The organism is Citrobacter sp. wls718 (genome assembly GCF_005280945.1).
Lineage (GTDB): Bacteria > Pseudomonadota > Gammaproteobacteria > Enterobacterales > Enterobacteriaceae > Citrobacter > Citrobacter gillenii.
This window is the reverse complement of record NZ_SZWV01000020.1, coordinates 49727-73471: the sequence shown is the minus strand read 5'-3', so window position 1 is coordinate 73471 and position 23745 is coordinate 49727. Positions and strand designations below refer to the sequence as shown.

Sequence of the window (23745 nt, the reverse complement as noted above, 5' to 3'; positions counted from 1 at the left end):
CCCGCCGCGGCGGGTTTTTTCGTTTTAGCGTATCGCTTACATCAGCGGCGTCGCTAACTGCACGATGCTGATCAGCGGTTGCGGGTAGATACCCAGCACCAGCACCAGCAGCGCAGAGATCAGCACCACGATACCGCCCGCGCTGTACTGCCAGTTAGACGGTGCATCACGGTTCAGTTGCTGCGGTGCGCTCAGGTACAGGCTCACGGCAACGCGCAGGTAATAGTACAAACCAATCGCGGAACCGACCACCACGGCGGCAACCAGCCACCACAGGTTAGCCTGCACACCGACGGCCAGCACGTAGAACTTACCGATAAAGCCCAGCGTCATCGGGATACCCGCCAGAGACAGCATCATCACCGTCATCACAGCCGCGAGGATCGGACGATGCCAGAACAGACCGCGGTAGGAGAACAGTGAATCCGCATCCGGACCACGATACGGGCTGGACATCAGGCTGACCACACCGAACGCGCCGAGGCTGCTGAACAGATAACCAGCCAGGTACACGCCTACTGCTTCCATCGACATCTCGCCACTTTGCAGGGCAATCAACGCCACTAGCAGGTAGCCAAGGTGAGAGATAGACGAATAACCAAGCAGACGCTTGATGTTGGTCTGGCTCAGCGCCATCAGGTTACCGAAGATGATAGAGGCAAAGGCAATCACGCCCAGCACAATACGTACCGCTTCGCTGTCGCCAACCGGCGCGTACAGGAACAGACGCATCACCACGCCGAAGATAGCGATTTTGCTCGCCGTCGCCAGGAAGGTGGACACCGGAGCCGGAGCACCCTGGTAGACGTCTGGCGTCCACAGGTGGAACGGCACCAGAGAGAGCTTAAAGCCCAGACCGACGATCATCATCCCGAAGCCTGCCAGCAGCAGCGGTTCGTTCAGCATACCGTCGCCGAGGCTCTTACCGAGTGCCACGAACGACAGGTTGCCGGACTGTGCGTACACCAGCGCCATACCGAACAGCAGGAATGAAGACGCTGCGGCAGACAGAATGGTGTATTTGATACTGGCTTCCAGCGAGCGTTTCTGACGAAACGCATAGCCCACCAGACCAAACAGCGGCAGAGAGATCAGTTCGATACCGAGGAACAACGCCGCCAGATGGTTAGCGTTAGCCAGCAGAATCCCGCCCAGCGCGGCAATCAGCACCAGCAGGTAGAACTCTTCCCGGTTGTCGTCATAGCCTTCCAGCCATGGGTAGGCAAAGGTACAAGTAGCAAGGCTCGCCAGCAGGACCATCCCGGTGTAGAGCATCGCGAAACCGTCAACCCGCATCAGCGGGGTGACGTCCATGGCGCCTGCCTGGCCAACAAACCAGAGCGAAACCAGCGCGGCGTTAAGCCCAATGACCGACAGCGTGGCATTGAGGAAGTGATTGCGTCGCCACGCAATGGAGAGCATCACAACCACCACCGTCAAGCCGACGATCAGCAGCGGTAGCAGCGCAATCAGGTGTTGTGGAGTTATTGTCATGGCGATTTACGGCCTTGTAGTAGTAACGGAATTAACAAACCACTGCTGGATGTTGCTCATCGCAGAATGCGAGGTATCCAGAATCGGCTGCGGATAGAAGCCAAGCAGTACCAGAAGCACGACCAGCAACAGGATGATAAACAGCTCACGCAGCGACATCCCTGGCAGTTCAACACTGGCAATCTGGCTTTTCGCTTTACCAAAGTAAGCGCGATGCAGCATCGCCAGCGAGTAAACAGAGGCAAACACCAGACCGAAGGTCGAGATCACGGTAATGACCGGAACCACCTGGTAGCTGCCGAACAGAATCATAAATTCGCCAACGAAGTTACCGGTTCCCGGCATACCCAGCGTACAGACCGCGAAGAACATCGACAGCGCAGGCAACCATTTCATTTTGCCCCACAGGCCGCCCATCATACGCATATCACGCGTGTGCAGACGTTCGTACAGCTGACCACACAGAATGAACAGGCCGGCCGCAGACAGACCGTGCGCAATCATCTGGATAACCGCACCCTGGTACGCCAGCTGGCTACCGGTGTAGATAGCAATCAACACGAAGCCCATGTGCGAGACGGAGGTGTAGGCAATCAGACGCTTGATATCGTACTGATTAAAGGCCATCCACGCGCCGTAGAAAATACCGATAACACCCAGCCACATAGCGATAGGTGCGAACTCCGCAGACGCGTTCGGGAACAGCGGCAGGGAGAAGCGCAGCAGACCGTAGGCCGCGGTTTTCAGCAAAATCCCCGCCAGGTCAACGGAACCTGCGGTCGGTGCCTGGGAGTGCGCATCCGGCAACCAGCCGTGCAGCGGAACCACCGGCATTTTCACCGCAAAGGCGATGAAGAAGCCCAGCATCAGCAGATATTCCACGCCGTGGGACATCGGTGTGTTCAGCAGTTCTTCATAGTTGAAGGTCCAGACACCGGTGGCTTTATAGTGCACAAATACCAGCGCCAGGATGGCAATCAACATCACCAGACCACTCGCCTGGGTATAAATGAAGAACTTGGTGGCCGCCGTGATACGCGTTTTACCGTCGGACGCTTTATGCCCCCACAGCGCGATCAGGAAGTACATCGGCACCAACATCATTTCCCAGAAGAAGAAGAACAGGAACATGTCGATGGCCAGGAACACGCCGATCACGCCGCCGAGGATCCACATCAGGTTCAGGTGGAAGAAGCCCTGGTACTTTTCAATTTCATTCCAGGAACACAGTACCGCCAGAACACCGAGCAGACCGGTCAGCACCACCATCAGCAGCGACAGACCGTCGATAGCTAAATGAATAGAGATGCCAAAGCGCGGGATCCACTGCATGACGAACTCAGACTGCCACTGCGGAATACCAGCGGATTGCGTCAGTGAATAGCCGCCCTGCAACCACAGTTGCAGGCCAAGCGCTAGCGTCAGTCCCATGGTAATCAGCGCGATCCAGCGCGGTACCTTCACGCCAAAGCGTTCGGTCTGCCAGCACAGGAAACCACCGATAAAGGGGATTAATATCAACCAAGGTAATAACATAGCTAAGTATGTCCCTTATATTTATTCCTGCTCAGGCTATCTCACTCGTCAGCCCAAATCCCGGCAGTGCTCGCAATCCTCACGTACTTCAGTACGCTCCGGTTGCTCTGCGCTGGCGGTATTCGGTCTGACTTCGCCGATGACGCCTGTACTTCAGGAACAGATTTTCAACGAATTCTAAAAATTATTTTTGGGTTTGTAGGCCGGATAAGCACAGCGCCATCCGGCAGTCGTTCATCCGGCCAACAAACTCAACGCAGTACCATCAGCAGTGCCAGCACGACAACCGCACCGATGCTCATTGACGCGACATACCAGCGCAGATACCCGTTCTCACTGAGCAGCAGACCTTTGCCTGCAAAGCGGGAGAGGATCGCCGGAATGTTCATCATTGCGTTCATCGGATCGCGTTTCAGCAGCCAGGCAACGCCAAGGAACGGCTTGACGAACACTTTGTCGTACAGCCAGTCAAAGCCCCAGGCGTTATACCACCAGGTGCCCAGCAGACGGCACGGCGCACTGTTGGCAATCGAGGTCACAAGCGTACGTTTACCCAGCCACAGCCATGCTGCAATCAGGATCCCCGCAATCGCGACGATGCCAGAGGTAATTTCCAGCGTCATCACGCTACCATGCGGCAGCTCGGTGGTTGCCGGAAGCACGCCATGCAACGGAGGCACAATCAGCGCGCCAACGAAGGTGGACAGGATCATCAGCACAATCAGCGGCAGATGGTGGGTAATCCCCTTCCCTGCGTGCGCGTGAATTTGTTCTTTACCGTGGAACACGATGAAAATCATACGGAAGGTGTACAGAGAGGTCATAAACGCACCGACCAGACCTGCCACCATCAGATTGATATGACCGTTCGCCATCGCACCGGCCAGAATCTCATCCTTACTGAAGAAGCCTGCGGTAATCAGCGGCAGAGCCGACAACGCCGCGCCGCCAACCAGGAAGCTGAGATAAACCAGTGGGATTGACTTACGCAAGCCGCCCATTTTGAAGATGTTCTGTTCGTGGTGGCAGGCCAGGATCACCGAACCCGATGCCAGGAACAACAGCGCTTTAAAGAAAGCGTGCGTCATCAGGTGGAAAATCGCCGCATCCCAGGCCTGAACGCCAAGCGCCAGGAACATGTAGCCAATCTGGCTCATGGTGGAATACGCGAGAACGCGTTTGATGTCGGTTTGTACCAGTGCGGCGAAGCCTGCCAGAACCAGCGTGATCGCCCCGATAATCCCCACCAGGTGCAGAATTTCCGGCGTCAGCAGGAACAGGCCGTGGGTACGCGCAATCAGGTAGACACCAGCAGTAACCATCGTTGCGGCGTGGATCAGCGCGGAGACAGGCGTCGGGCCGGCCATCGCATCAGCAAGCCACGTCTGCAACGGCAACTGCGCCGATTTACCGACCGCACCGCCCAGCAGCATCAGGGTTGCCCACATCAGCATGTCATTGCCCGCGGCAAAGTGCGCCGGTGCCAGTTCAACCATTTCGCGGAAGTTCAGCGTGCCCAGCTCGTTGTAGAGAATGAACAGCGCGAACGCCAGAAATACGTCGCCGACACGGGTTACCACGAAGGCTTTCATTGCCGCTGCGCCATTCTTCGGATCGGTATAGTAGAAACCGATCAGCAGATAGGAGCACAGGCCCACGCCTTCCCAGCCGAGGTACATCAGCAGCAGGTTATCCGCCAGTACCAGAATCACCATGCTGGCGATAAACAGGTTGGTATAGGCGAAGAAACGGGAGTACCCCTCTTCCCCGCGCATGTACCAGGAAGCGAACATGTGAATCAGGAAACCAACGCCGGTTACTACTGAGAGCATGGTCAGCGACAAGCCGTCCAGCACCAGATTAAAACCGATGTTAAAGTCGCCAACAGACATCCACGTCCACAGCGGAACGCTAAATGCCTGTTTACCGTTAGCGAAGAAATCGACGCCAATAAATGCAGTGACCAGCGCCGCCAGGCCAATCGACCCGACGCCCACGGTAGCGGACAGATTTTCTGACCAACGACCACGAGAGAACGCCAGTAATACAAAGCCAAGAAATGGCAGAATAATGGTTAAGGCAAGCATGTTCATCCACGCATCTCACTTACTGAATCGATGTTCAGGTTCTGGCGGCGGCGATGAAGTTGCAGCAACAGCGCAAGTCCAATGCTCGCTTCCGCAGCCGCAAGGCTGATGGCGAGAATGTACATCACCTGACCATCGGTCTGGCCCCAGTAGCTTCCGGCGACCACAAAGGCCAGCGCAGAGGCGTTAATCATGATTTCCAGCCCAATCAGCATAAACAGCAGATTGCGGCGGATAACCAGACCGGTTAAGCCCAGTACGAATAAGACAGCCGCGAGGATCAGTCCATGTTGTAAGGGGATCATGCGTGCTCCTCCGTTTTTCTTTTCGCGCGGTCATCCGTGCGGTTGCTCAGCACTTCGCCAGAACGCTCTTCGCGACCGACGTGGAAGGCCACAACCAGACCCGCCAGCAGCAGCATTGACGCCAGCTCAACCGCCAGAACATAAGGTCCGAACAGCGAGATGCCGACCGCTTTCGCGCTAATTGGCGTCCCGTCGATGCCCTGATCGTTAACGCCAAGAATCGCGTAGACGATCACCGCCAGCATGATGGCCGACAGAATCGCCGGACCAATCCACACCTGCGGCCTCAGCCACTGACGTTCCTGTTCGATTTCAGCACCGCCCAGGTTGAGCATCATGACCACGAACACGAACAGCACCATAATGGCGCCCGCGTACACGATAATTTCCAGCGCACCGGCAAAGTAAGCGCCCAGCGAGAAAAACACCCCAGAAATCGCCAGCAGCGAAATAATCAGGTACAGCAGTGCGTGTACCGGATTGGTGTGAGTGATGACCCGCAAGGTTGCGAGAATGGCTATCAGGCCACAGATATAAAAAGCGAACTCCATTGCCCCTCTCCTTACGGTAACAGGCTCTTGACGTCGATAGGCTTGGCTTCGTTCTCTGCTTCGCCCTTATCTTTGCCGTCGATTGCCATACCTGCCATCCGGTAGAAGTTATATTCCGGATATTTACCCGGACCGGAGATCAGCAGATCCTCTTTCTCGTAAACCAGATCCTGGCGCTTATACTCACCCAGTTCGAAATCTGGAGTAAGCTGAATAGCCGTTGTCGGACAGGCTTCTTCGCACATACCGCAGAAAATGCAGCGTGAGAAGTTGATGCGGAAAAACTCCGGATACCAGCGACCATCTTTAGTCTCTGCTTTTTGCAGAGAGATACAGCCGACCGGACAGGCTACCGCACACAGGTTACAGGCAACGCAGCGCTCTTCGCCGTCCGGGTCGCGTGTCAGTACGATACGACCACGAAAACGGGGCGGTAGATAGACCGGCTCTTCCGGGTACATCTGCGTTTCGCGTTTGGCGAACGCATGCAGGCCGATCATCCAGATACTACGAAGCTGGGTGCCTGCGCCTACAAGTAATTCTTTTAAGGTCATGGTCTTTGTGTCCCTTATTGCGCCTGCCACAGAATGACAGCCGCCGTTACCAGCAAATTGACGAGCGTCAGCGGCAGACAAACTTTCCAGCCGAAGGACATTACCTGGTCATAACGAGGACGCGGTAACGACGCACGAATCAAAATGAACATCATCATAAAGAACGCGGTTTTCAGCGCGAACCAGACGAATGGCGGTAAGAACGGGCCATGCCAGCCACCGAAGAACAGGGTAACCATCAGCGCAGAAATGGTGACGATACCGATGTACTCCCCCACGAAGAACAGGCCGAATTTCATCCCGGAATATTCAATGTGGTAACCATCGGCCAGTTCCTGCTCGGCTTCCGGCTGGTCAAACGGGTGACGGTGACAGACCGCGACGCCCGCGATAGCAAAGGTGACAAAACCAAAGAATTGCGGAATAACGTTCCAGATATCAGCCTGGTTATTGACGATGTCGGTCATGTTAAATGAACCGGCCTGCGCCACCACGCCCATCAGGGAAAGTCCGAGGAACACTTCATAGCTCAGGGTCTGCGCAGACGCACGCATTGCGCCGAGCAGCGAGTATTTGTTGTTGCTCGACCAACCGGCAAACAGCACCGCGTACACCGCCAGACCGGCCATCATCAGGAAGAACAAGATCCCGATGTTAAGGTCAGCGACCACCCAGTTCGGGCTGACCGGCACAATGGCGAAGGCCAGCAGCAGCGAAGTGAAAGCGATCATCGGTGCCAGCGTAAAGATGACGCGATCCGAGAATTTCGGGATCCAGTCTTCTTTAAAGAACATCTTGATCATGTCCGCGACCAGCTGGAGCGAACCGCCCCAGCCTACACGGTTCGGTCCATAACGGTTCTGGAACAGACCCAGCAGACGACGTTCGCCAAAGCTCATGAATGCCCCGCAGGTGACCACCACCAGCAGGATCACCACCGCTTTGAGAATGCTCAGCAGGATCTCAATCAGATCGGGTGTAATCCAACTCATTGTTGTGCCTCCTGCAGATCCTCAAGACGCGCACCTGCCAGAACCGGCGCGATACCCGGCATACCCATCGGCAAACCAACCTGCCCCGCCGTCAACCCTTCTGCGATTTCAACCGGTAATGTGACCGTGTTGCCATCGTAGCTAAAGGAAACGTGCGTACCCGCATTGACGCCCAACTTCTCGGCATCAGCCGGATTGAGTTTAATGTACGGCTGCGGCATGCGGGTCTGGATAACCGGCGCGCGCTGGGACATTTCGTCGCTACCAAACAGATGATAGTACGGCGCGATACGCCACTGACCATCCTGCGCCTGGAAGCTCGCCGGAACGGTAGTGAAGTAGTCCAGACCGCCTTCGGAGGCTTCAATCAGACGCACGCCCGGATCGCCATGGCGCAGTTTGCCGCCCACTTCATCCTGGAACTTGTTCCACGCTTGTGGTGAGTTCCAGCCTGGTGCCCAGGCAAACGGAATTTGTGAACGCGGCGCAGACGGCTGGTTGTTCCCTTCCATCGAGAAGGCAAACATAGTGTCTTTGTCCTGCGGTTGACGCGGTTCATGCACGCTAATGTTGGCACGCATGGCGGTACGACCACTGTAACGATGCGGCTCACGTGCCAGTTTCTGCCCACGAATACGGAAGCTCGCGTCCGGCGCGGCATCTTTAATGCCAGCCAACTGCGGCAACGCGGCTACGGCGGCGTCGATGACGTGATCGAGCTGCGTCCAGTCCACTTCACGGCTCTGCACGGTGCTGTGCAGCGAGTGCAGCCAGCGCCAGCTTTCCAGCATCACAATGTTGCTGTCGTAGTAGCTTGGGTCATATACCTGGAAGAAACGCTGTGCGCGGCCTTCGTTATTGATAACCGTACCGTCGCTTTCGGCAAAACTTGCTGCAGAAAGGACCAGATGGGCATTGTCCATAATCGCGGTACGCTGATGGTCAACGACCAGTACCAGCGGTGCTTTCGCCAGCGCAGCGTTAACGCGAGTGGCAGACGCATGGCGATGCAGGTCATTTTCCAGTACCACCACGGCATCAGCACGACCTGTTTCCAGTTCGGTCAGCGCATCATCAAGTGAACCGCCGCCAATCATGCCGAGGCCCATGCTGTTAACAGAGCGGGCAATCATGGTGATACCGACGTCTGCGCCACGACCTTTCAGCGCCTTCGCCACGTTAGCAGCAGCCTGAATCACTTCAGCGCTACCGGCGTTGGTACCGGAGATAATCAGCGGTTTCTTCGCGCCAGCCAGGGCCTGAACGATGACGTCGATTTTGTTCTGCAGGTCACGGTCAATACCGTCAACGGCCGGAGCGGTGTTATCCAGCGCGTGGGCAATGGCGAAACCTAAACGCGCCTGATCTTCAACCGGCGCACGGTAGGTCCATGCTGCGATATCATCCAGACGGGTGTTATCCACGTTGGTCACGAACAGCGGATGCTTGGCACGTTGGCCGATGTTAAGGATCGCGGCAATCTGCCAGTCAGCCACTTTCTGCGCTGCTGCCATTTCGCGTGCTTTACCTTTCACCGCCTGACGTACAGCTAGCGCAACGCGTGCGCCGGTCTGGGTAACATCTTCGCCCAGCACCAGGACCGCATCGTAAGATTCAATCTCGCGCAGTGCCGGGGTATGAATACCGCCGTCACGCAGCACGCTCAGCGCCAGTTGCAGACGTTCCAGTTCGCCTTGAGCGATACCGGTATAGAAGTTTTCCGCACCCACCAGTTCACGCAACGCAAAGTTGCTTTCAACGCTGGCGCGCGGGGAGCCGATGCCGATCACTTTCTTCGACTGACGCAGAATGTCAGCCGCGCCCTGCATCGCCTGCTCGGCGTTGAGGGTGATCAGATCGTCGCCACGACGCTGAACCGGCTGACGCGGACGGTCTTTCAGGTTCACGTAACCATAGCCAAAACGACCACGGTCGCAGAGGAAGTAGTGGTTAACGGTACCGTTATAACGGTTTTCGATACGACGCAGTTCACCGTAACGCTCACCCGGGCTGGTGTTACAGCCAATGGAACACTGCTGGCAGATGCTTGGCGCAAACTGCATGTCCCATTTACGGTTATAACGCTCGGAGTGCGTTTTATCGGTGAACACGCCGGTCGGGCAGATTTCTACCAGGTTACCGGAGAATTCGCTCTCCAGCACGCCGTCTTCCGGGCGACCGAAGTAGACGTTGTCATGTGCGCCATAGACGCCCAGATCCGCGCCGTCAGCGTAATCTTTGTAGTAGCGAACGCAGCGATAGCAGGCGATGCAGCGGTTCATTTCATGAGAGATGAACGGCCCCAGGTCCTGGTTGCGGTGGGTGCGCTTGGTAAAGCGGTAGCGACGGAAGCTATGACCCGTCATCACGGTCATATCCTGAAGGTGACAGTTACCGCCCTCTTCGCAGACCGGACAGTCGTGTGGGTGGTTAGTCATCAACCATTCCACCACGCTTTCACGGAACTGTTTCGCTTCTTCGTCATCGATAGAAATAAAGGTGCCTTCGGTGGCCGGTGTCATACAAGACATCACCAGGCGACCACGCGTATCTTCCGCGTTTTGATATTGCTTCACCGCACACTGGCGGCAAGCACCGACGCTTCCCAGCGCCGGGTGCCAGCAAAAGTACGGAATATCAAGGCCGAGGGACAGACAAGCTTCTAGCAGGTTGTCCGCGCCGTTGACCTCATATTCTTTGCCGTCTACATGAATCGTAGCCATAGTCAGCATGCTTCCAGTTGGCTTAGTCAGTGACCAAGCGTTAATCGAATTTCTTTTCCGCTTTATCCTTCAAGCTGCCTCGGCGTTGGCTTCTCTCGTTCACCCCAGTCACTTACTTTAGTAAGCTCAGGGATTCTCTCGGTTGCCGCCTTGACGCATCTTGAATGCTTTCGCGTAAAACGTTTACCAGCGCTCTTTCAACAGGTTCGGCTGAATACCACCAATCGCATGGGTATTGCTGAAGGTCTGCTTGATGCCAGCTTCGAATTCTTCGCGGAAATATTTAATGGCGCTCTGCAGCGGTTCGACCGCACCCGGTGCGTGTGCACAGAAGGTTTTACCCGGACCGAGGAAACGACACAGTTGCTCAAGTGTCTCGATATCCCCAGGCTGGCCTTCGCCACGCTCCAGCGCACGCAGAATTTTTACGCTCCACGGCAAACCATCACGGCACGGCGTACACCAGCCGCAGGACTCGCGGGCAAAGAACTCTTCGAGGTTACGCACCAGCGGCACCATGCCAATCTCGTGATCGACCGCCATCGCCAGCGCCGTACCCAGACGGCTACCCGCTTTACCGATGCTTTCGAACTCCATCGGCAGGTCAAGGTGCGCTTCGGTCAGGAAGTCAGTCCCCGCACCGCCCGGCTGCCAGGCTTTGAACTTCAGGCCATCACGCATGCCGCCCGCATAATCTTCGAGGATTTCACGCGCGGTGGTCCCAAACGGCAGTTCCCACAGTCCCGGATTCTTCACGCGACCGGAGAAGCCCATCAGCTTGGTGCCTGCGTCTTTGCTCTTCGAAATATTCTGGTACCACTCCACGCCGTTGGCGAGGATAGCCGGTACGTTACACAGAGTTTCGACGTTGTTCACGCAGGTCGGCTTACCCCATGCGCCAGAGCTTGCCGGGAACGGCGGCTTGGATCGCGGGTTAGCACGACGACCTTCGAGGGAGTTGATCAGGGCGGTTTCTTCACCGCAGATGTAGCGCCCTGCCCCGGTGTGCACAAACAGTTCGAAGTCGAAACCGGTGCCCATGATATTTTTGCCAAGCAGACCCGCTTCGGTCGCTTCAGCAATGGCGCGACGCAGATTCACCGCCGCTTCAATGTATTCACCGCGCAGGAAGATGTAACCGCGGTACGCTTTCAGCGCAAACGCGGAGATCAGCATGCCTTCCACCAGCAGGTGTGGCAGCTGTTCCATCAACAGACGGTCTTTATAGGTGCCCGGCTCCATTTCATCGGCGTTACACAGCAGGTAACGGATGTTCATGGATTCGTCTTTCGGCATCAGGCTCCACTTCAGACCCGTGGAAAAGCCTGCGCCGCCGCGCCCTTTCAGGCCAGCGTCTTTCACCTGATTAACGATTTCGTCCGGTGACAGCCCGGTCAGGGCCTTACGCGCACCTTCGTAACCGTTTTTGCTACGGTATTCATCCAGCCATATTGGCTGGTTGTCATCGCGCAGACGCCAGGTCAGCGGATGCGTTTCGGGAGTACGGATAATGTCTTTCATTTATACCGCTCCAGCAGTTCGGGAATGCCTTCCGGAGTCAGGTGAGCATGCGTATCTTCATCGATCATCATGTTCGGCCCCTTGTCGCAGTTCCCCAGGCAACAGGTCGGCAGCAACGTAAAGCGACCATCAAAGGTCGTCTGCCCCGGCTTGATGTTGAGTTTTTTCTCAAGTGCCGCCTGGATCCCTTGATAGCCGTTGATATGGCACACCACGCTGTCGCAGTAGCGGATCACGTGGCGACCGACCGGCTGGCGGAAGATCTGGCTGTAAAACGTGGCAACACCTTCAACGTCGCTTGCCGGGATACCCAGCACATCAGCGATCGCATAGATCGCCCCATCCGGCACCCAGCCACGCTGTTTCTGAACGATTTTCAGCGCTTCAATGGACGCCGCACGCGGGTCTTCGTAGTGGTGCTTCTCGTGCTCAATCGCTTCACGCTCAGCCGCACTCAGCTCAAAAGCCTCGGTTTGTGGTTGTTGATTCTCGTGCATAATTAGCGGTCCACATCTGACATAACAAAATCGATACTACCCAGATGGACGATAAGGTCGGACACCAGGCTGCCACGTACCGCTACCGGGATCTGCTGCAAATGCGCATAGCTCGGTGTACGGATACGAGTACGGTAACTCATGGTGCTGCCATCGCTGGTCAGGTAGTAACTGTTGATACCCTTGGTCGCTTCCACCATCTGGAAGGATTCCTGCGCCGGCATTACCGGGCCCCACGACACTTGCAGGAAGTGGGTGATCAGGGTTTCGATATGCTGTAGCGTGCGCTCTTTCGGCGGCGGCGTGGTCAGCGGGTGATCCGCTTTGAACGGGCCTTCCGGCATGTTGTTGAGGCACTGCTCAAGGATGCGCAGGCTCTGGCGCAGCTCTTCAACTTTCAGCATCACGCGGGTGTAGCAGTCGGAAACACCACCGCCCACCGGGATTTCGAAATCGAAGTTTTCATAGCCAGAGTACGGACGTGACTTACGCACGTCAAAATCAATACCAGTTGCACGCAGCGCAGCACCGGTACAACCCCAGTCCAGCGCTTCTTTCTTACCGTAAGCGGCAACACCCTGCGAACGGCCTTTCAGGATGGTGTTGCGCAGCGCAGCTTTCTCGTAGGAATCCAGACGCTTCGGCATCCAATCGAGGAAATCACGCAGCAGCTTGTCCCAACCGCGCGGCAGGTCGTGTGCAACGCCACCGATACGGAACCAGGCCGGGTGCATACGGAAACCGGTGATCGCTTCTACCACGTCATAGATTTTCTGACGGTCGGTAAAGGCGAAGAACACGGGGGTCATCGCGCCGACGTCCTGAATGAACGTGGAGATATACAGCAGGTGGCTGTTGATACGGAAAAGTTCAGAAAGCATAACGCGGATCACGTTGACGCGATCCGGTACGGTAATGCCCGCCAGCTTTTCTACCGCCAGCACGTACGGCATTTCGTTCACGCAGCCGCCGAGATATTCGATACGGTCGGTGTACGGAATGTAGCTGTGCCAGGACTGACGTTCACCCATCTTTTCGGCGCCACGATGGTGGTAGCCGATGTCAGGCACGCAGTCGACGATCTCTTCGCCGTCAAGCTGAAGAACAATACGGAATGCACCGTGAGAAGACGGGTGGTTCGGACCGAGGTTGAGGAACATAAAGTCCTCGTTTTCGGTACCACGCTGCATGCCCCAGTCTTCAGGTTTGAAGGTCAGTGACTCCATTTCCAGATCCTGCTTGGCTTTGGTCAGCTCAAACGGATCGAATTCGGTCGCACGCGCCGGGTAATCTTTACGCAGCGGATGGCCTTCCCAGGTATGCGGCATCAGAAGACGCGTCAGGTGCGGGTGGCCTTCGATATCAATACCAAACATTTCCCAGGTTTCACGCTCATACCAGTTGGCGTTCGGGAACAGTTTGGTGAACGTCGGCACGCGCAGATCGTTTTCAGACAATGCCACCTTGAGCATGATATCGCGATTGCGTTCAATGGAGATCAGGTGATAGAAAACGGAAAAATCCGCGGCAGGTAACCCTTCGCGGTGCGTACGCAGACGTTCGTCCATACCGTGTAAGTCAAACAGCATGACGTAAGGTTTCGGCAATCTCTTTAAGAAATCACCCACTTCCAGGAGTTGTTCACGCTTGACCCAAACAACGGGTACCCCGGTGCGAGTCGCCTGAACGGTAAAGGCATCCGGCCCAAAACGGTTGCGCAGTTCGCCAATGACCGGGTCATCGAGATGATCCCGTGTTTGCCAGGCAGCGTCTTGCGCGGTTAAGTCGGTCATATTGTTCACCATTGCAAATGGTTCGTGGTGACTGTTAAGCCTGGCTTCGCGCTATTTGAATAGTGATATGCGAAGGTAATCCCCAGGCCGACAGGCGCAAATTAAATCTCGTCCGGTGTGCGAAGATTCGTTACAGCAATACGTTCGCCACGCTTACGCTCGCGCTCTGACTGCATATTGGCGCGATAAACGCCCTGATCGCCAACCACCCATGAGAGCGGACGACGTTCTTTGCCAATGGAGTCTTGCAGCAGCATCAGTGCCTGCATGTAGGCTTCCGGACGCGGCGGGCATCCCGGGATGTACACATCAACCGGAATAAACTTATCAACGCCCTGCACAACGGAGTAAATATCGTACATACCGCCGGAGTTGGCACATGCGCCCATGGAAATAACCCATTTTGGTTCCAGCATCTGATCGTAGAGGCGCTGAATAACCGGGGCCATTTTGGTAAAGCAGGTGCCGGCCACGACCATCAGGTCGGCCTGACGCGGAGAGGCACGCAGAACTTCTGCGCCAAAACGGGCCACGTCATGCACGGCGGTGAACGAGGTCACCATCTCAACGTAGCAGCAGGAAAGGCCAAAGTTGTATGGCCAAATTGAGTTTTTACGGCCCCAGTTAACCATGTCATGCAGTTTGCCCATGAACACGTTTTTGTTAACTTCTTGTTCCAGGGGGTCGGTTACGATCTCCTGTTTTTGCAGGGGGTAACGGTCGTTCTCACCGTTAGGATCTATGCGGGTGAGCGTATAATCCATCTTAATGCCTCGCGGTTAGCGTTGACGATTAGCGATACTGTTCGTTTCCGGGTTCATACGCTCGCGGCGTGAACGCGCGGGCGTCCAGTCCAGCGCGCCAATACGCACCAGATAAACCAGACCTGCCAGTAACACAAAAATAAAAATTGCAGCTTCCACAAAGCCAATCCAGCCGCTTTCACGGATAGATGTTGACCATGCAAAAAGATACAGCGCTTCAACGTCGAAGATAACGAAGAACATGGCTACCAGGTAAAACTTGGCAGACAGGCGCAAGCGGGCGGTGCCGACCGAGTCGATACCTGATTCAAACGGCACGTTTTTAGATCTCGCGCGCGCGCGACCCCCTAAAAACCAGCCGCCGACGAGCATCAGGCAGCACAGGCCAATGGCAACAATAAGAAAGATAGCGAATGCCCAGTGATGAGCGATGATTTCAGTGGATGTTGACATACTCATTGCTTACTCATCAAAAGTAGCGCCAAATTCTCTGCTCTTTACGGCAGATGAACGCCACATCGATTCATGGGGAGGAATAAAAAAAACCTTACAATCACTGTAGAAAACCATTTATACAGCCAATTGATGGGGTTTTTTACTCCTTTCTATAACCTTTTGTCAACTTTAACAAAAGTTTCCTCACATTATTTTACACCAATTCAGCATCATTAACATAAAGTGCTATTTAGACTCATTTCAGTCCTGTCATTAGCCAATTTTAATGTTGTTGAATCGTGTCCGTAGTGAAGTAAAAAAGATAATACACCTCTATTTTGACAGGAATTCGTGCAGATGCCTCCCCCTAAATGTGAGTATTTTCTTGATCTGTGACACGCTTTTGTTAATCCATCATAAAAAACAGCAACAATTTCTCTAGTTTTTTAACATGAAAATAATAGGCCCTTCTTTTGTTTATTTTTTGCTCAATTTAATCGAAAATCTTTTACCTACTGATTTTATTCACTTTTCATTTACAAACAGGCTATAGACTGCCTGTTTTGTATAAAAAAAGAGCCACTGGAAGTTATTTCATCTTTAGTGGCTCTTTTTTGCACTTACATTTTAAAACGATTATTTGTGACGCATTACTCAAAGTCACCTTCAACGATCAGCGAATCATCTCCCCCTTCAGGGGTAAACTGATTGTATTGCCATGGGTTTTGGTACGTTTGCATCGACTTAAAGATAACCTGAGCTAACTCGTTTTGCGTGCTGGTATCGCAGCACAGCAGGTATTCGGTTTCTGGCAACGGTGGCAAACCATCCACCGCACCTAACACGCGCAAGTCCGGACTCATCATTTCTACCGGACGGGCCGTGACGCCCAATCCTGCTTTTACTGCAGCGCGAACCGCAGGCAATGTTGACGCCACTTAGGCCAAACGCCACGGGATCTGCGCAGCATTTAGCGTAGACAGCACGATATCGCGAAACGGGCTGGGATCGTCCAGCAGGACCAGCGGCACCGGTTCCCCTTTTTGCAGGATGTATTCAGCCGCACAATACCAGTGCGTCGGAGAGGTACGCAGATTCAGGCACTCGAAATCCCCAGGGCGGTTGGTGGTCACCACCAAATCCACTTCCTGTGACTTCAGCATATCCACCATAAAGGCGTTACGCTTGACCCTCACATCCAGCGCAAGCTTCGGATAAACCGAACTGATGCGGTTGAGCAAAAACGGCAGTATCGTATCGGCGGATTCATCAGAGGCGCCAATAGTTAACACGCCCTGAAGATTATTGAACATTAATGATGAGCAAGCCTCATCATTGAAGCGCAGAATTTTTCTGGCGTAACCCAACAGCTGGATACCGTGTTCCGTCAGCAGTTTGTTACGTCCATGGCGCGCGAACAACTCTTTCCCGACAAGTTGCTCGAGGCGTTGCATTTGCTGGCTCACCGCAGACTGAGTGCGACATACCGCAGCAGCCGCAGCCGCGAAAGTATTCAGATCGGCAACAGCAACAAACGTTCTCAGCAGATCGAGATCGAGGTTAATTATCGGACGATTTGCATTTATCATAAATTTTCACTTACTCGCGGGTCATTCCGGGTTAATGCTGTGCATTCAGAAACAAAAATTCCATTTGTAATGTGCCTGCCTCGTATTTTCACTTAGTGTAACTAAGTGAAAATAAGGATGTATTAGATGTAACAACTGAAACAACCCTCTTACTTCGCTATATAATGCGCCGCATGGCTCATCAGAATATAGCAAAGAGAAAGCGCCATTTTTTAGCTACAGGCAGATTCTTACTAATGGAAAACATGTAAATTTTGTAAATATGAAAAAATAGTTTATGGACGTCAATTTACACATTAAAATCTAATTTTTCAGTATGTTATGGTCAACGTGTCAGCATTAGAATTATCAAAGAACATACGCAACACACCATTTCATGGGACTTATCTTAACCCAAAACCACTATATTTATAAGTGTTATCGTGAATAATCTGATGCGCAAAGGTGTTATGTCAGGCTAGCCGTTTTCGTATTATTAACGCATTCAATGAGCGCTGTTTAAATATTAAATAATAATTAATTAAAATTTCCACTATTCATTAATTATGCTTAACAATAGATTCACACTGTAGCGCTGACCGATCATGCCGATAACAGGCAGTGGAGATAAGTGTTCCGTATTTCCGAATTCTTCTTTTCACCCCAGAGAACGATTGCTTTCGTGCCCGATACATAACTATTTCTTACCAGATAAACGACCACAACACTGGCATCACATCAAAACAGATAACTACGAAATATATATTAATAAGAATAAAACTCTAAATTATAATGATTTAACAGCCATTAACGGTTGATTATAACTGCATAGTTCATCAAAATCTTCTGCTAAAGACCCTTCAAAATGCACCGTTGGAAGAGTACATTGTTCTGTGCTGACTTCCACGGCAGGGAGTGGCATTCACAGCTAAAAGGTCAAGATTCATGTCCCCTATTGAAAAATCCAGCAAATTAGAAAATGTCTGTTATGACATTCGTGGCCCGGTTCTGAAAGAAGCAAAGCGTCTGGAAGAAGAAGGCAATAAGGTTCTGAAACTAAACATCGGCAACCCCGCGCCATTCGGGTTTGAAGCACCGGATGAAATTCTGGTTGATGTGATCCGTAATTTGCCTACCGCGCAAGGGTATTGTGACTCAAAAGGCCTTTATTCCGCCCGCAAAGCCATCATGCAGCATTATCAGGCACGTGGGATGCGCGATGTTACCGTGGAAGACATTTATATCGGCAACGGTGTTTCCGAATTGATCGTGCAGGCGATGCAGGCATTGCTGAACAGCGGGGACGAAATGCTGGTACCTGCGCCTGACTATCCGCTGTGGACGGCGGCGGTATCGCTTTCCAGCGGTAAGGCTGTGCACTACCTGTGTGATGAATCCTCTGACTGGTTCCCGGACCTCGACGATATTCGCGCCAAAATTACTCCTCGCACGCGTGGGATTGTTATTATCAACCCCAACAACCCTACCGGCGCAGTCTATTCTAAAGAGCTTCTGCTGGAGATTGTTGAAATTGCACGTCAGCATAATCTCATTATCTTTGCTGACGAGATTTACGACAAAATTCTTTATGATGACGCAGAGCACCATTCTATTGCCCCGCTGGCACCGGACCTGCTGACCATCACCTTCAACGGCCTGTCAAAAACGTACCGTGTTGCGGGTTTCCGTCAGGGCTGGATGGTACTGAACGGACCGAAGAAACACGCGAAAGGGTATATTGAAGGTCTGGAAATGCTAGCGTCTATGCGTTTATGCGCCAACGTTCCAGCACAGCATGCTATTCAAACCGCACTGGGCGGATACCAAAGCATTAGCGAATTCATCATGCCTGGCGGACGTCTGTATGAACAGCGCAACCGTGCCTGGGAATTACTCAACGACATTCCCGGCGTTTCTTGCGTGAAGCCGCGCGGCGCACTGTACATGTTCCCGAAAATTGACGCCAAACGCTTCAATATTCATGACGACCAGAAAATGGTGCTCGACTTCCTGTTACAGGAAAAAGTGCTGCTGGTGCAGGGCACAGCCTTCAACTGGCCGTGGCCGGATCACTTCCGTATCGTGACGCTGCCGCGTATTGACGATATCGAAATGTCGCTAAGCAAATTTGAGCGCTTCCTGTCTGGCTATCACCAGCTGTAAGTCGAAAATCAGCAACCGGAATACTCTAAATAATTCGAGTTGCAGGAAGGCGGCGACGCAATGAATCCCCAGAAGCTTACAAAAGTAAGTGACTGGGGTGAATGAGGAAAGCCAACGCGCATGCAACTTGAATTATGACGAGTATTTGCATCTGACAGCCTTCTCTGCGCAAAATGACTCTTAGGTTGCCATCATATAAGGGTCGTTATGAAGCAGAGCCATTTTTTTGCCCACCTCTCCCGTCTGAAACTCATTAACCGCTGGCCGCTGATGCGCAACGTGCGCACCGAAAACGTATCTGAACACAGTCTGCAAGTCGCGATGGTTGCGCATGCGCTGGCGGCAATCAAGAATCGCAAGTTCGGCGGTCAGGTTAACGCGGAACGCATTGCCCTGCTGGCGATGTACCACGATGCTTCCGAAGTGCTGACCGGTGACCTCCCGACCCCGGTGAAATACTTTAACTCGCAAATCGCCCAGGAATATAAAGCCATTGAGAAAATTGCCCAGCAGAAACTGGTCGACATGGTACCCGATGAACTGCGCGATATTTTTGCGCCGTTAATTGATGAACACGCCAGCAGCGAAGAAGAGCGCGCGATTGTTAAACAGGCCGATGCGCTTTGCGCCTATCTGAAGTGCCTTGAGGAACTTTCAGCCGGAAATAATGAGTTTCTGCTTGCGAAAACGCGGCTGGAAAAAACGCTGGAATCGCGTCGCAGTGAAGAGATGGACTATTTCTTAGACGTATTTGTACCGAGTTTCCATCTCTCGCTGGATGAAATTAGCCAGGACTCGCCATTGTAAATTTGCGGCGACGTTGCCTTTGTAGGCCGGATAAGACGTTTACGTCGCCATCCGGCATCATGCCTGATGGCGCTACGCTTATCAGGCCTACAAGACCCGCGAAACGACACCAGGGAAGCATTAGAACGGAAACAGCATCGGGATCATCACAATACAGACCACCATGACAATCAGTGTAAACGGCACGCCAATCTTCACGAAGTCGCTGAAGCTGTAGTTACCCGGTCCCAGTACCAGCGTGTTAACCGGTGACGATACCGGCGTCATAAAGGCTGCAGATGCCGCCATCGCAATGACCATCGCAAAAGGATACGGTGAAACGCCCATCGACTTCGCTGCCGCCAGTGCAATCGGCGCCATCAACACCGCCGTCGCGGTATTCGAAATAAATAACCCGATGGTGGCGCACAGTACGAACAGACAGCCCAGCATCATGTACGGCCCGTATCCCCCACCAACGTCCATCAGGCCTTTCACTACCAGATCGACGCCACCGGTTTTTTGCAGGGCCAGCGCAAAAGGCATCATTCCGACAATTAAAATAATGCTCGGCCAGTGAATGGCTTTATACGCACTTTCTGCGTCAATACAGCGGAATTTCCCCATCAGCAGGCAGGCGATAATCGCAGCAACCGTATTGGGGATTTCATCGGTCAGCATCAGGGCAACCATCAGGACCAGGCAGAAAATCGCATGCGGTGCCTGGCTGTGCGCCGGAGACGCTTCACTGACCTCAACGGGCATATTCAACACCACAAAATCGCGTCCCTTTTTCCCCAACGCGGTGATCAGTTTCCAGTTACCCACGACCAGAATAATGTCGCCCATCAGCAGCGGCTCATTGACGACCGCCCCGGCTAACGCCGCGCCATCACGCTTTAATCCGACAACGTTAAGTCCATAGCGGGTACGAAATCCAATCTCCCGCACCGTTTTACCGATCAATTCCGATTCCGGGATCAGCGAAATTTCCGCCATACCCACATCCAACGCCTGCTCGGAGAAATATTCGCCGCGCAGCACCATCGGCTCCAACAACTGCTCGCTACAAAATTCGCGCAGGTCGACATCGGCTGAAGACATATCGATCAACAAAACATCACGGGCACGAAACTCAGAAACACCGTTTACGTCAACAATGACGCGGCGAAAACGACGCCAGCGCTCAACGCCAATGACGTTCGCCCCGTAGCGTTCACGCAGTTTTAAATCGTCCAGACGTTGACCAATCATCGGTGAACCGGGGCGAATAGCCAGTCGGCGCGCGCGTCCCGTAAGGCGATATTCTTTGATCAAATCGCGAAAAGTCCGGCGCTTCCAGACATCGCCCTGCTGACCGGCATCATCGCCCTTCAGCATAAAGCGCATCAGCAGCATATAAATAATGCCGAGCACCAGCACCACCAGACCCAGCGGCGTCACGCTAAAGAAGCTGAAACCGTTAAGCCCTTCGCGCAGGAGTTCACTGTTGACGACCAGGTTAGGCGGCGTTGCCACCAGCGTCATCATGCCGCTGATCAATCCGGCAAAGCTGAGCGGCATCATCAAGCGTGAAGGTGAGGTTTGCATGCGCATGGAGACGCATAAGACAACCGGGATAAAGATAGCGACAACGCCGGTAGAACTCATGAACGCGCCGAGTCCGGCGACGGTTATCATCAGCAGCACCAGCATTTTAACCTCGCTGCTGCCGGCGACCTTCACCAGCCAGGCCCCCATCACGGTCGCCACCCCGGTGCGCACCAGGCCGTCGCCAATAATAAACAGAGCGGCTATCAAAATAACGTTAGGATCGCTGAAACCGGAGAAGGCCTCAGAAATGCTCAGCGTTCCACTCAAAACAAAAGCAATAATGACCAGCAAAGCGACCGCATCCATACGCACTCTGCCCGTCGCAAACAAGACCACGGCAACTGCCAGCAATGAGAGAACCCAGATCAATTCACCGTTCACAACATATCCTTGTTAAATGAGAGGGATGGACCGATTCTGCCATAAAAAAGCCCCAACAATCTGGGGCTAAATCATGTTCAGGTATTTCTTACAACGACCACATTTCCGTTGGGTTGTTTAGTCACGGAAATATGCTCCAGACTGGTCAGCGCAAAATCGACCTCATCCAGACGCGGCGTATCCGCCGGCGCGTTCACAGCGATGACATGACACCCTGCCGCCAGACCAGAGAGCACCCCGGCTGGCGCATCCTCAACAACGGCACATTCACGCGGCGCAAGACCCAGCAGTTGCGCGCCTAACAGATAGGCGTCAGGCTCTGGCTTACCTCTTTTTACCCGCTCGGCAGTGACAAACACTTCCGGATCAGGCAGACCCGCAACACGATGGCGCGCCCGCGCCACCGGCATGGATCCCGACGTGACGATCGCCCAGGGGATCCCGGCTTTATTGAGGTGATTGAGTAAATCCACCGCTCCTGGCAGTGCGGTGATGCCTGCGGTCTCCGTTGCCTCTATTTGCTCCAGGCGCGTAAATTCTGCGGCAATATCTGCCTCTGACTTACCCACCATAAAGTGTCGCAAGGAGGTAATCGCCTGCTTACCATGAATAAAGCCCAGCACCTCATCGTGGTCAAGCCCAAAACGATCGGCCCAGTTGCACCATGCACGTTCTACCGCAGGTAAGGAATCGACCAGCGTACCATCCAGATCAAACAGAAAGCCTTTGCACTGCACGCTCGCCCCCTCAGGCATTAATGATTTGGTTAATTTCATTCGCGCTCAGGTGGTACTGACGCGGGCAAGAATGCCAGACACTCAACATACGCTGATATTTTTCCCACATCGGCGTCTGGGCGTTAAAGCCATGCGTACCGGCATCAAAGTGGGTATAACGCCCTTCCACATTGACCATAAAACGCACGTATCCGAGGAAGCGCGCTTCCGTTGCGGCATCAAAGCCCAAAAATGTGACGCGGCGCTCATCAATGGACTGGGCGTCTTTAAGGTTAGTCCATGAAACGTGTAATGCGTGATACATCTCCATGATATCGATAATTGTTCGGCAGGTTTCTTCTGTCAGCTCACCAAACTCACGATCGAGCTCGCGCATCTGCAAGCCATAACCGCGTTCAATAATCGTCTGTAAACGACGATAACGCTCGGCGTTGGTTGGATCGAGCATAGTCATCATTTTGTACTGGTTAGATAAAATGAGACGTTGAGCGTTGGTCATTTCCATTTGGGACTCCTGTATCACTACTGCTGCGATGAAAAAAAAGAAGGCATCTTATGCCTTCTTTTATATGCGTAATCAGGGGTCAATTACAAATCATCGAGAAAAGTTTTATCCAGTTGTTTGAAGGCGCGCTTAAGCGTGTCAGCTAGCGCTTGATAATCAGGCTTCCCTTCCACCGGAGCTAGTGCCTGGCCGGCCTCTTGTAATTTGCCCCGGACTTCATAAAACCAGTTGAGAATCGAGGGCGGCAACGGCGTAACGGAACGTTTACCTAACCACCACATGCCCTGCATCGGCAGGCTGAGCGCAAACAGCGCGGTCGCTACGGCCGGTCCCAGTTGCCCACCCAGCGCGATTTGCCAGCACAGGGTAAAGACGGCAATCGGCGGCATAAAACGGGTCGCGTAACGCGTCATGCGGATTACGCGATTCTCAACAAATACGGGCGCCAGGCGCTTTTCCATCGGCCACGTCTTAGCGTAGTGCTGCCCCCGGCGAAACAAACTGAAAAAATTTACGGAGCGATTATCCGGTGTCGACATGGCGGTTACCTCAACTTCACATATAAAATTTAAAAAATTTGTGCAAAACAACAACTGCAAGGGACATCGTTCAAAACATTTTGTCTTCGATACCCACAATCAGGTATCCTGTGTCGGCCTGTAAGGCCTTTAGTCCAAAATAATTGAGTCGTCAAATTGGCATACAGTATGCCATTGGCTGAAAAATACGCAAAATGACATAGACTCAAAGGTATTTATTC

At 53.4% G+C, this 23745-nt stretch carries 19 protein-coding genes and 1 pseudogene; 2 read left to right on the top strand and 18 right to left on the bottom strand.

Going from position 1 to position 23745, the window contains the following annotated elements; genetic code table 11:
- Positions 1-36: 36 nt before the first annotated feature.
- The 14 genes and pseudogenes from nuoN to lrhA form a co-directional block, all read right to left on the bottom strand.
- Entirely contained in the window at positions 37-1494 is a 1458-nt protein-coding gene (nuoN, locus tag FDW95_RS03865; RefSeq protein WP_115257911.1) for an NADH-quinone oxidoreductase subunit NuoN, read from the bottom strand.
- A 6-nt stretch (positions 1495-1500) separates the two neighbouring features.
- The gene (gene nuoM, locus FDW95_RS03860) at positions 1501-3030 is read right to left on the bottom strand and encodes an NADH-quinone oxidoreductase subunit M (RefSeq protein WP_115257910.1); all 1530 of its coding nucleotides are present in this window, start codon (positions 3028-3030) and stop codon (positions 1501-1503) included.
- A 251-nt stretch (positions 3031-3281) separates the two neighbouring features.
- Positions 3282-5123, bottom strand: a complete 1842-nt coding sequence (gene nuoL, locus FDW95_RS03855) for an NADH-quinone oxidoreductase subunit L (protein WP_115257909.1) — start codon at positions 5121-5123, stop codon at positions 3282-3284.
- Positions 5120-5422 carry an NADH-quinone oxidoreductase subunit NuoK gene (gene nuoK / locus FDW95_RS03850; RefSeq protein ID WP_006683663.1) on the bottom strand — a complete coding sequence of 101 codons (303 nt, stop codon included), beginning with the start codon at positions 5420-5422 and terminating at the stop codon, positions 5120-5122. The genes nuoL and nuoK overlap by 4 nt, the downstream gene beginning before the upstream one ends.
- Positions 5419-5973 (bottom strand): NADH-quinone oxidoreductase subunit J, encoded by a 555-nt coding sequence (gene nuoJ / locus FDW95_RS03845; RefSeq protein ID WP_096756375.1) that lies wholly within the window; start codon positions 5971-5973, stop codon positions 5419-5421. The genes nuoK and nuoJ overlap by 4 nt, the downstream gene beginning before the upstream one ends.
- A gap of 11 nt (positions 5974-5984) precedes the next feature.
- Positions 5985-6527: an NADH-quinone oxidoreductase subunit NuoI gene (gene nuoI / locus FDW95_RS03840; RefSeq protein ID WP_096756374.1), complete on the bottom strand. Its 543-nt coding sequence runs from the start codon at positions 6525-6527 to the stop codon at positions 5985-5987.
- Between the two features lie 14 nt (positions 6528-6541).
- On the bottom strand, positions 6542-7519 hold the full coding sequence (gene nuoH, locus FDW95_RS03835) for an NADH-quinone oxidoreductase subunit NuoH (protein ID WP_003028063.1): 978 nt from the start codon (positions 7517-7519) through the stop codon (positions 6542-6544).
- On the bottom strand, positions 7516-10242 hold the full coding sequence (gene nuoG / locus FDW95_RS03830) for an NADH-quinone oxidoreductase subunit NuoG (RefSeq protein ID WP_115259917.1): 2727 nt from the start codon (positions 10240-10242) through the stop codon (positions 7516-7518). The genes nuoH and nuoG overlap by 4 nt, the downstream gene beginning before the upstream one ends.
- Before the next feature lie 183 nt (positions 10243-10425).
- On the bottom strand, positions 10426-11763 hold the full coding sequence (nuoF, locus tag FDW95_RS03825; protein WP_096756373.1) for an NADH-quinone oxidoreductase subunit NuoF: 1338 nt from the start codon (positions 11761-11763) through the stop codon (positions 10426-10428).
- A complete protein-coding gene (gene nuoE, locus FDW95_RS03820; protein ID WP_003028069.1) occupies positions 11760-12260 on the bottom strand; it encodes an NADH-quinone oxidoreductase subunit NuoE in 501 nt (166 codons plus the stop codon). The genes nuoF and nuoE overlap by 4 nt, the downstream gene beginning before the upstream one ends.
- Positions 12261-12262: 2 nt before the next feature.
- Positions 12263-14065, bottom strand: coding sequence for an NADH-quinone oxidoreductase subunit C/D (gene nuoC / locus FDW95_RS03815; RefSeq protein ID WP_096756372.1), 1803 nt, complete (start codon positions 14063-14065; stop codon positions 12263-12265).
- Positions 14066-14154: 89 nt separating this feature from the next.
- A complete protein-coding gene (gene nuoB / locus FDW95_RS03810; RefSeq protein ID WP_003028075.1) occupies positions 14155-14817 on the bottom strand; it encodes an NADH-quinone oxidoreductase subunit NuoB in 663 nt (220 codons plus the stop codon).
- Between the two features lie 15 nt (positions 14818-14832).
- Positions 14833-15276: an NADH-quinone oxidoreductase subunit NuoA gene (gene nuoA / locus FDW95_RS03805; protein ID WP_003028077.1), complete on the bottom strand. Its 444-nt coding sequence runs from the start codon at positions 15274-15276 to the stop codon at positions 14833-14835.
- Positions 15277-15902: 626 nt separating this feature from the next.
- A pseudogene (gene lrhA / locus FDW95_RS03800) lies at positions 15903-16841 on the bottom strand (transcriptional regulator LrhA).
- A gap of 924 nt (positions 16842-17765) precedes the next feature.
- Between lrhA and alaA the strand changes: the two are divergent.
- Both alaA and yfbR read left to right on the top strand, forming a co-directional pair.
- Entirely contained in the window at positions 17766-18983 is a 1218-nt protein-coding gene (alaA, locus tag FDW95_RS03795; protein ID WP_096756369.1) for an alanine transaminase AlaA, read from the top strand.
- A gap of 207 nt (positions 18984-19190) precedes the next feature.
- Positions 19191-19790 (top strand): 5'-deoxynucleotidase, encoded by a 600-nt coding sequence (yfbR, locus tag FDW95_RS03790; RefSeq protein WP_115257908.1) that lies wholly within the window; start codon positions 19191-19193, stop codon positions 19788-19790.
- 120 nt (positions 19791-19910) lie between these two features.
- On the opposite strand, the gene FDW95_RS03785 is transcribed toward yfbR, so the two are convergent.
- From FDW95_RS03785 to yfbV, 4 genes are all read right to left on the bottom strand, one after another.
- Entirely contained in the window at positions 19911-21743 is a 1833-nt protein-coding gene (locus tag FDW95_RS03785) for an SLC13 family permease (protein WP_115257907.1), read from the bottom strand.
- Between the two features lie 77 nt (positions 21744-21820).
- A complete protein-coding gene (locus FDW95_RS03780) occupies positions 21821-22498 on the bottom strand; it encodes a sugar phosphatase (protein ID WP_115257906.1) in 678 nt (225 codons plus the stop codon).
- Entirely contained in the window at positions 22491-22985 is a 495-nt protein-coding gene (locus tag FDW95_RS03775) for a YfbU family protein (protein ID WP_096756365.1), read from the bottom strand. The genes FDW95_RS03780 and FDW95_RS03775 overlap by 8 nt, the downstream gene beginning before the upstream one ends.
- Positions 22986-23068: 83 nt before the next feature.
- A complete protein-coding gene (gene yfbV, locus FDW95_RS03770) occupies positions 23069-23524 on the bottom strand; it encodes a terminus macrodomain insulation protein YfbV (RefSeq protein ID WP_045445597.1) in 456 nt (151 codons plus the stop codon).
- Between the last annotated feature and the right edge of the window lie 221 nt (positions 23525-23745).

Bases quoted from the DNA above. Each gene is read 5' to 3' on its own strand.
- nuoN (WP_115257911.1), bottom strand. From the start codon at position 1,494: ATGACAATAACTCCACAACACCTGATTGCGCTGCTACCGCTGCTGATC.
- nuoM (WP_115257910.1), bottom strand. From the start codon at position 3,030: ATGTTATTACCTTGGTTGATATTAATCCCCTTTATCGGTGGTTTCCTG.
- nuoL (WP_115257909.1), bottom strand. From the start codon at position 5,123: ATGAACATGCTTGCCTTAACCATTATTCTGCCATTTCTTGGCTTTGTA.
- nuoK (WP_006683663.1), bottom strand. From the start codon at position 5,422: ATGATCCCCTTACAACATGGACTGATCCTCGCGGCTGTCTTATTCGTA.
- nuoJ (WP_096756375.1), bottom strand. From the start codon at position 5,973: ATGGAGTTCGCTTTTTATATCTGTGGCCTGATAGCCATTCTCGCAACC.
- nuoI (WP_096756374.1), bottom strand. From the start codon at position 6,527: ATGACCTTAAAAGAATTACTTGTAGGCGCAGGCACCCAGCTTCGTAGT.
- nuoH (WP_003028063.1), bottom strand. From the start codon at position 7,519: ATGAGTTGGATTACACCCGATCTGATTGAGATCCTGCTGAGCATTCTC.
- nuoG (WP_115259917.1), bottom strand. From the start codon at position 10,242: ATGGCTACGATTCATGTAGACGGCAAAGAATATGAGGTCAACGGCGCG.
- nuoF (WP_096756373.1), bottom strand. From the start codon at position 11,763: ATGAAAGACATTATCCGTACTCCCGAAACGCATCCGCTGACCTGGCGT.
- nuoE (WP_003028069.1), bottom strand. From the start codon at position 12,260: ATGCACGAGAATCAACAACCACAAACCGAGGCTTTTGAGCTGAGTGCG.
- nuoC (WP_096756372.1), bottom strand. From the start codon at position 14,065: ATGGTGAACAATATGACCGACTTAACCGCGCAAGACGCTGCCTGGCAA.
- nuoB (WP_003028075.1), bottom strand. From the start codon at position 14,817: ATGGATTATACGCTCACCCGCATAGATCCTAACGGTGAGAACGACCGT.
- nuoA (WP_003028077.1), bottom strand. From the start codon at position 15,276: ATGAGTATGTCAACATCCACTGAAATCATCGCTCATCACTGGGCATTC.
- alaA (WP_096756369.1), top strand. From the start codon at position 17,766: ATGTCCCCTATTGAAAAATCCAGCAAATTAGAAAATGTCTGTTATGAC.
- yfbR (WP_115257908.1), top strand. From the start codon at position 19,191: ATGAAGCAGAGCCATTTTTTTGCCCACCTCTCCCGTCTGAAACTCATT.
- FDW95_RS03780 (WP_115257906.1), bottom strand. From the start codon at position 22,498: ATGCCTGAGGGGGCGAGCGTGCAGTGCAAAGGCTTTCTGTTTGATCTG.
- FDW95_RS03775 (WP_096756365.1), bottom strand. From the start codon at position 22,985: ATGGAAATGACCAACGCTCAACGTCTCATTTTATCTAACCAGTACAAA.
- yfbV (WP_045445597.1), bottom strand. From the start codon at position 23,524: ATGTCGACACCGGATAATCGCTCCGTAAATTTTTTCAGTTTGTTTCGC.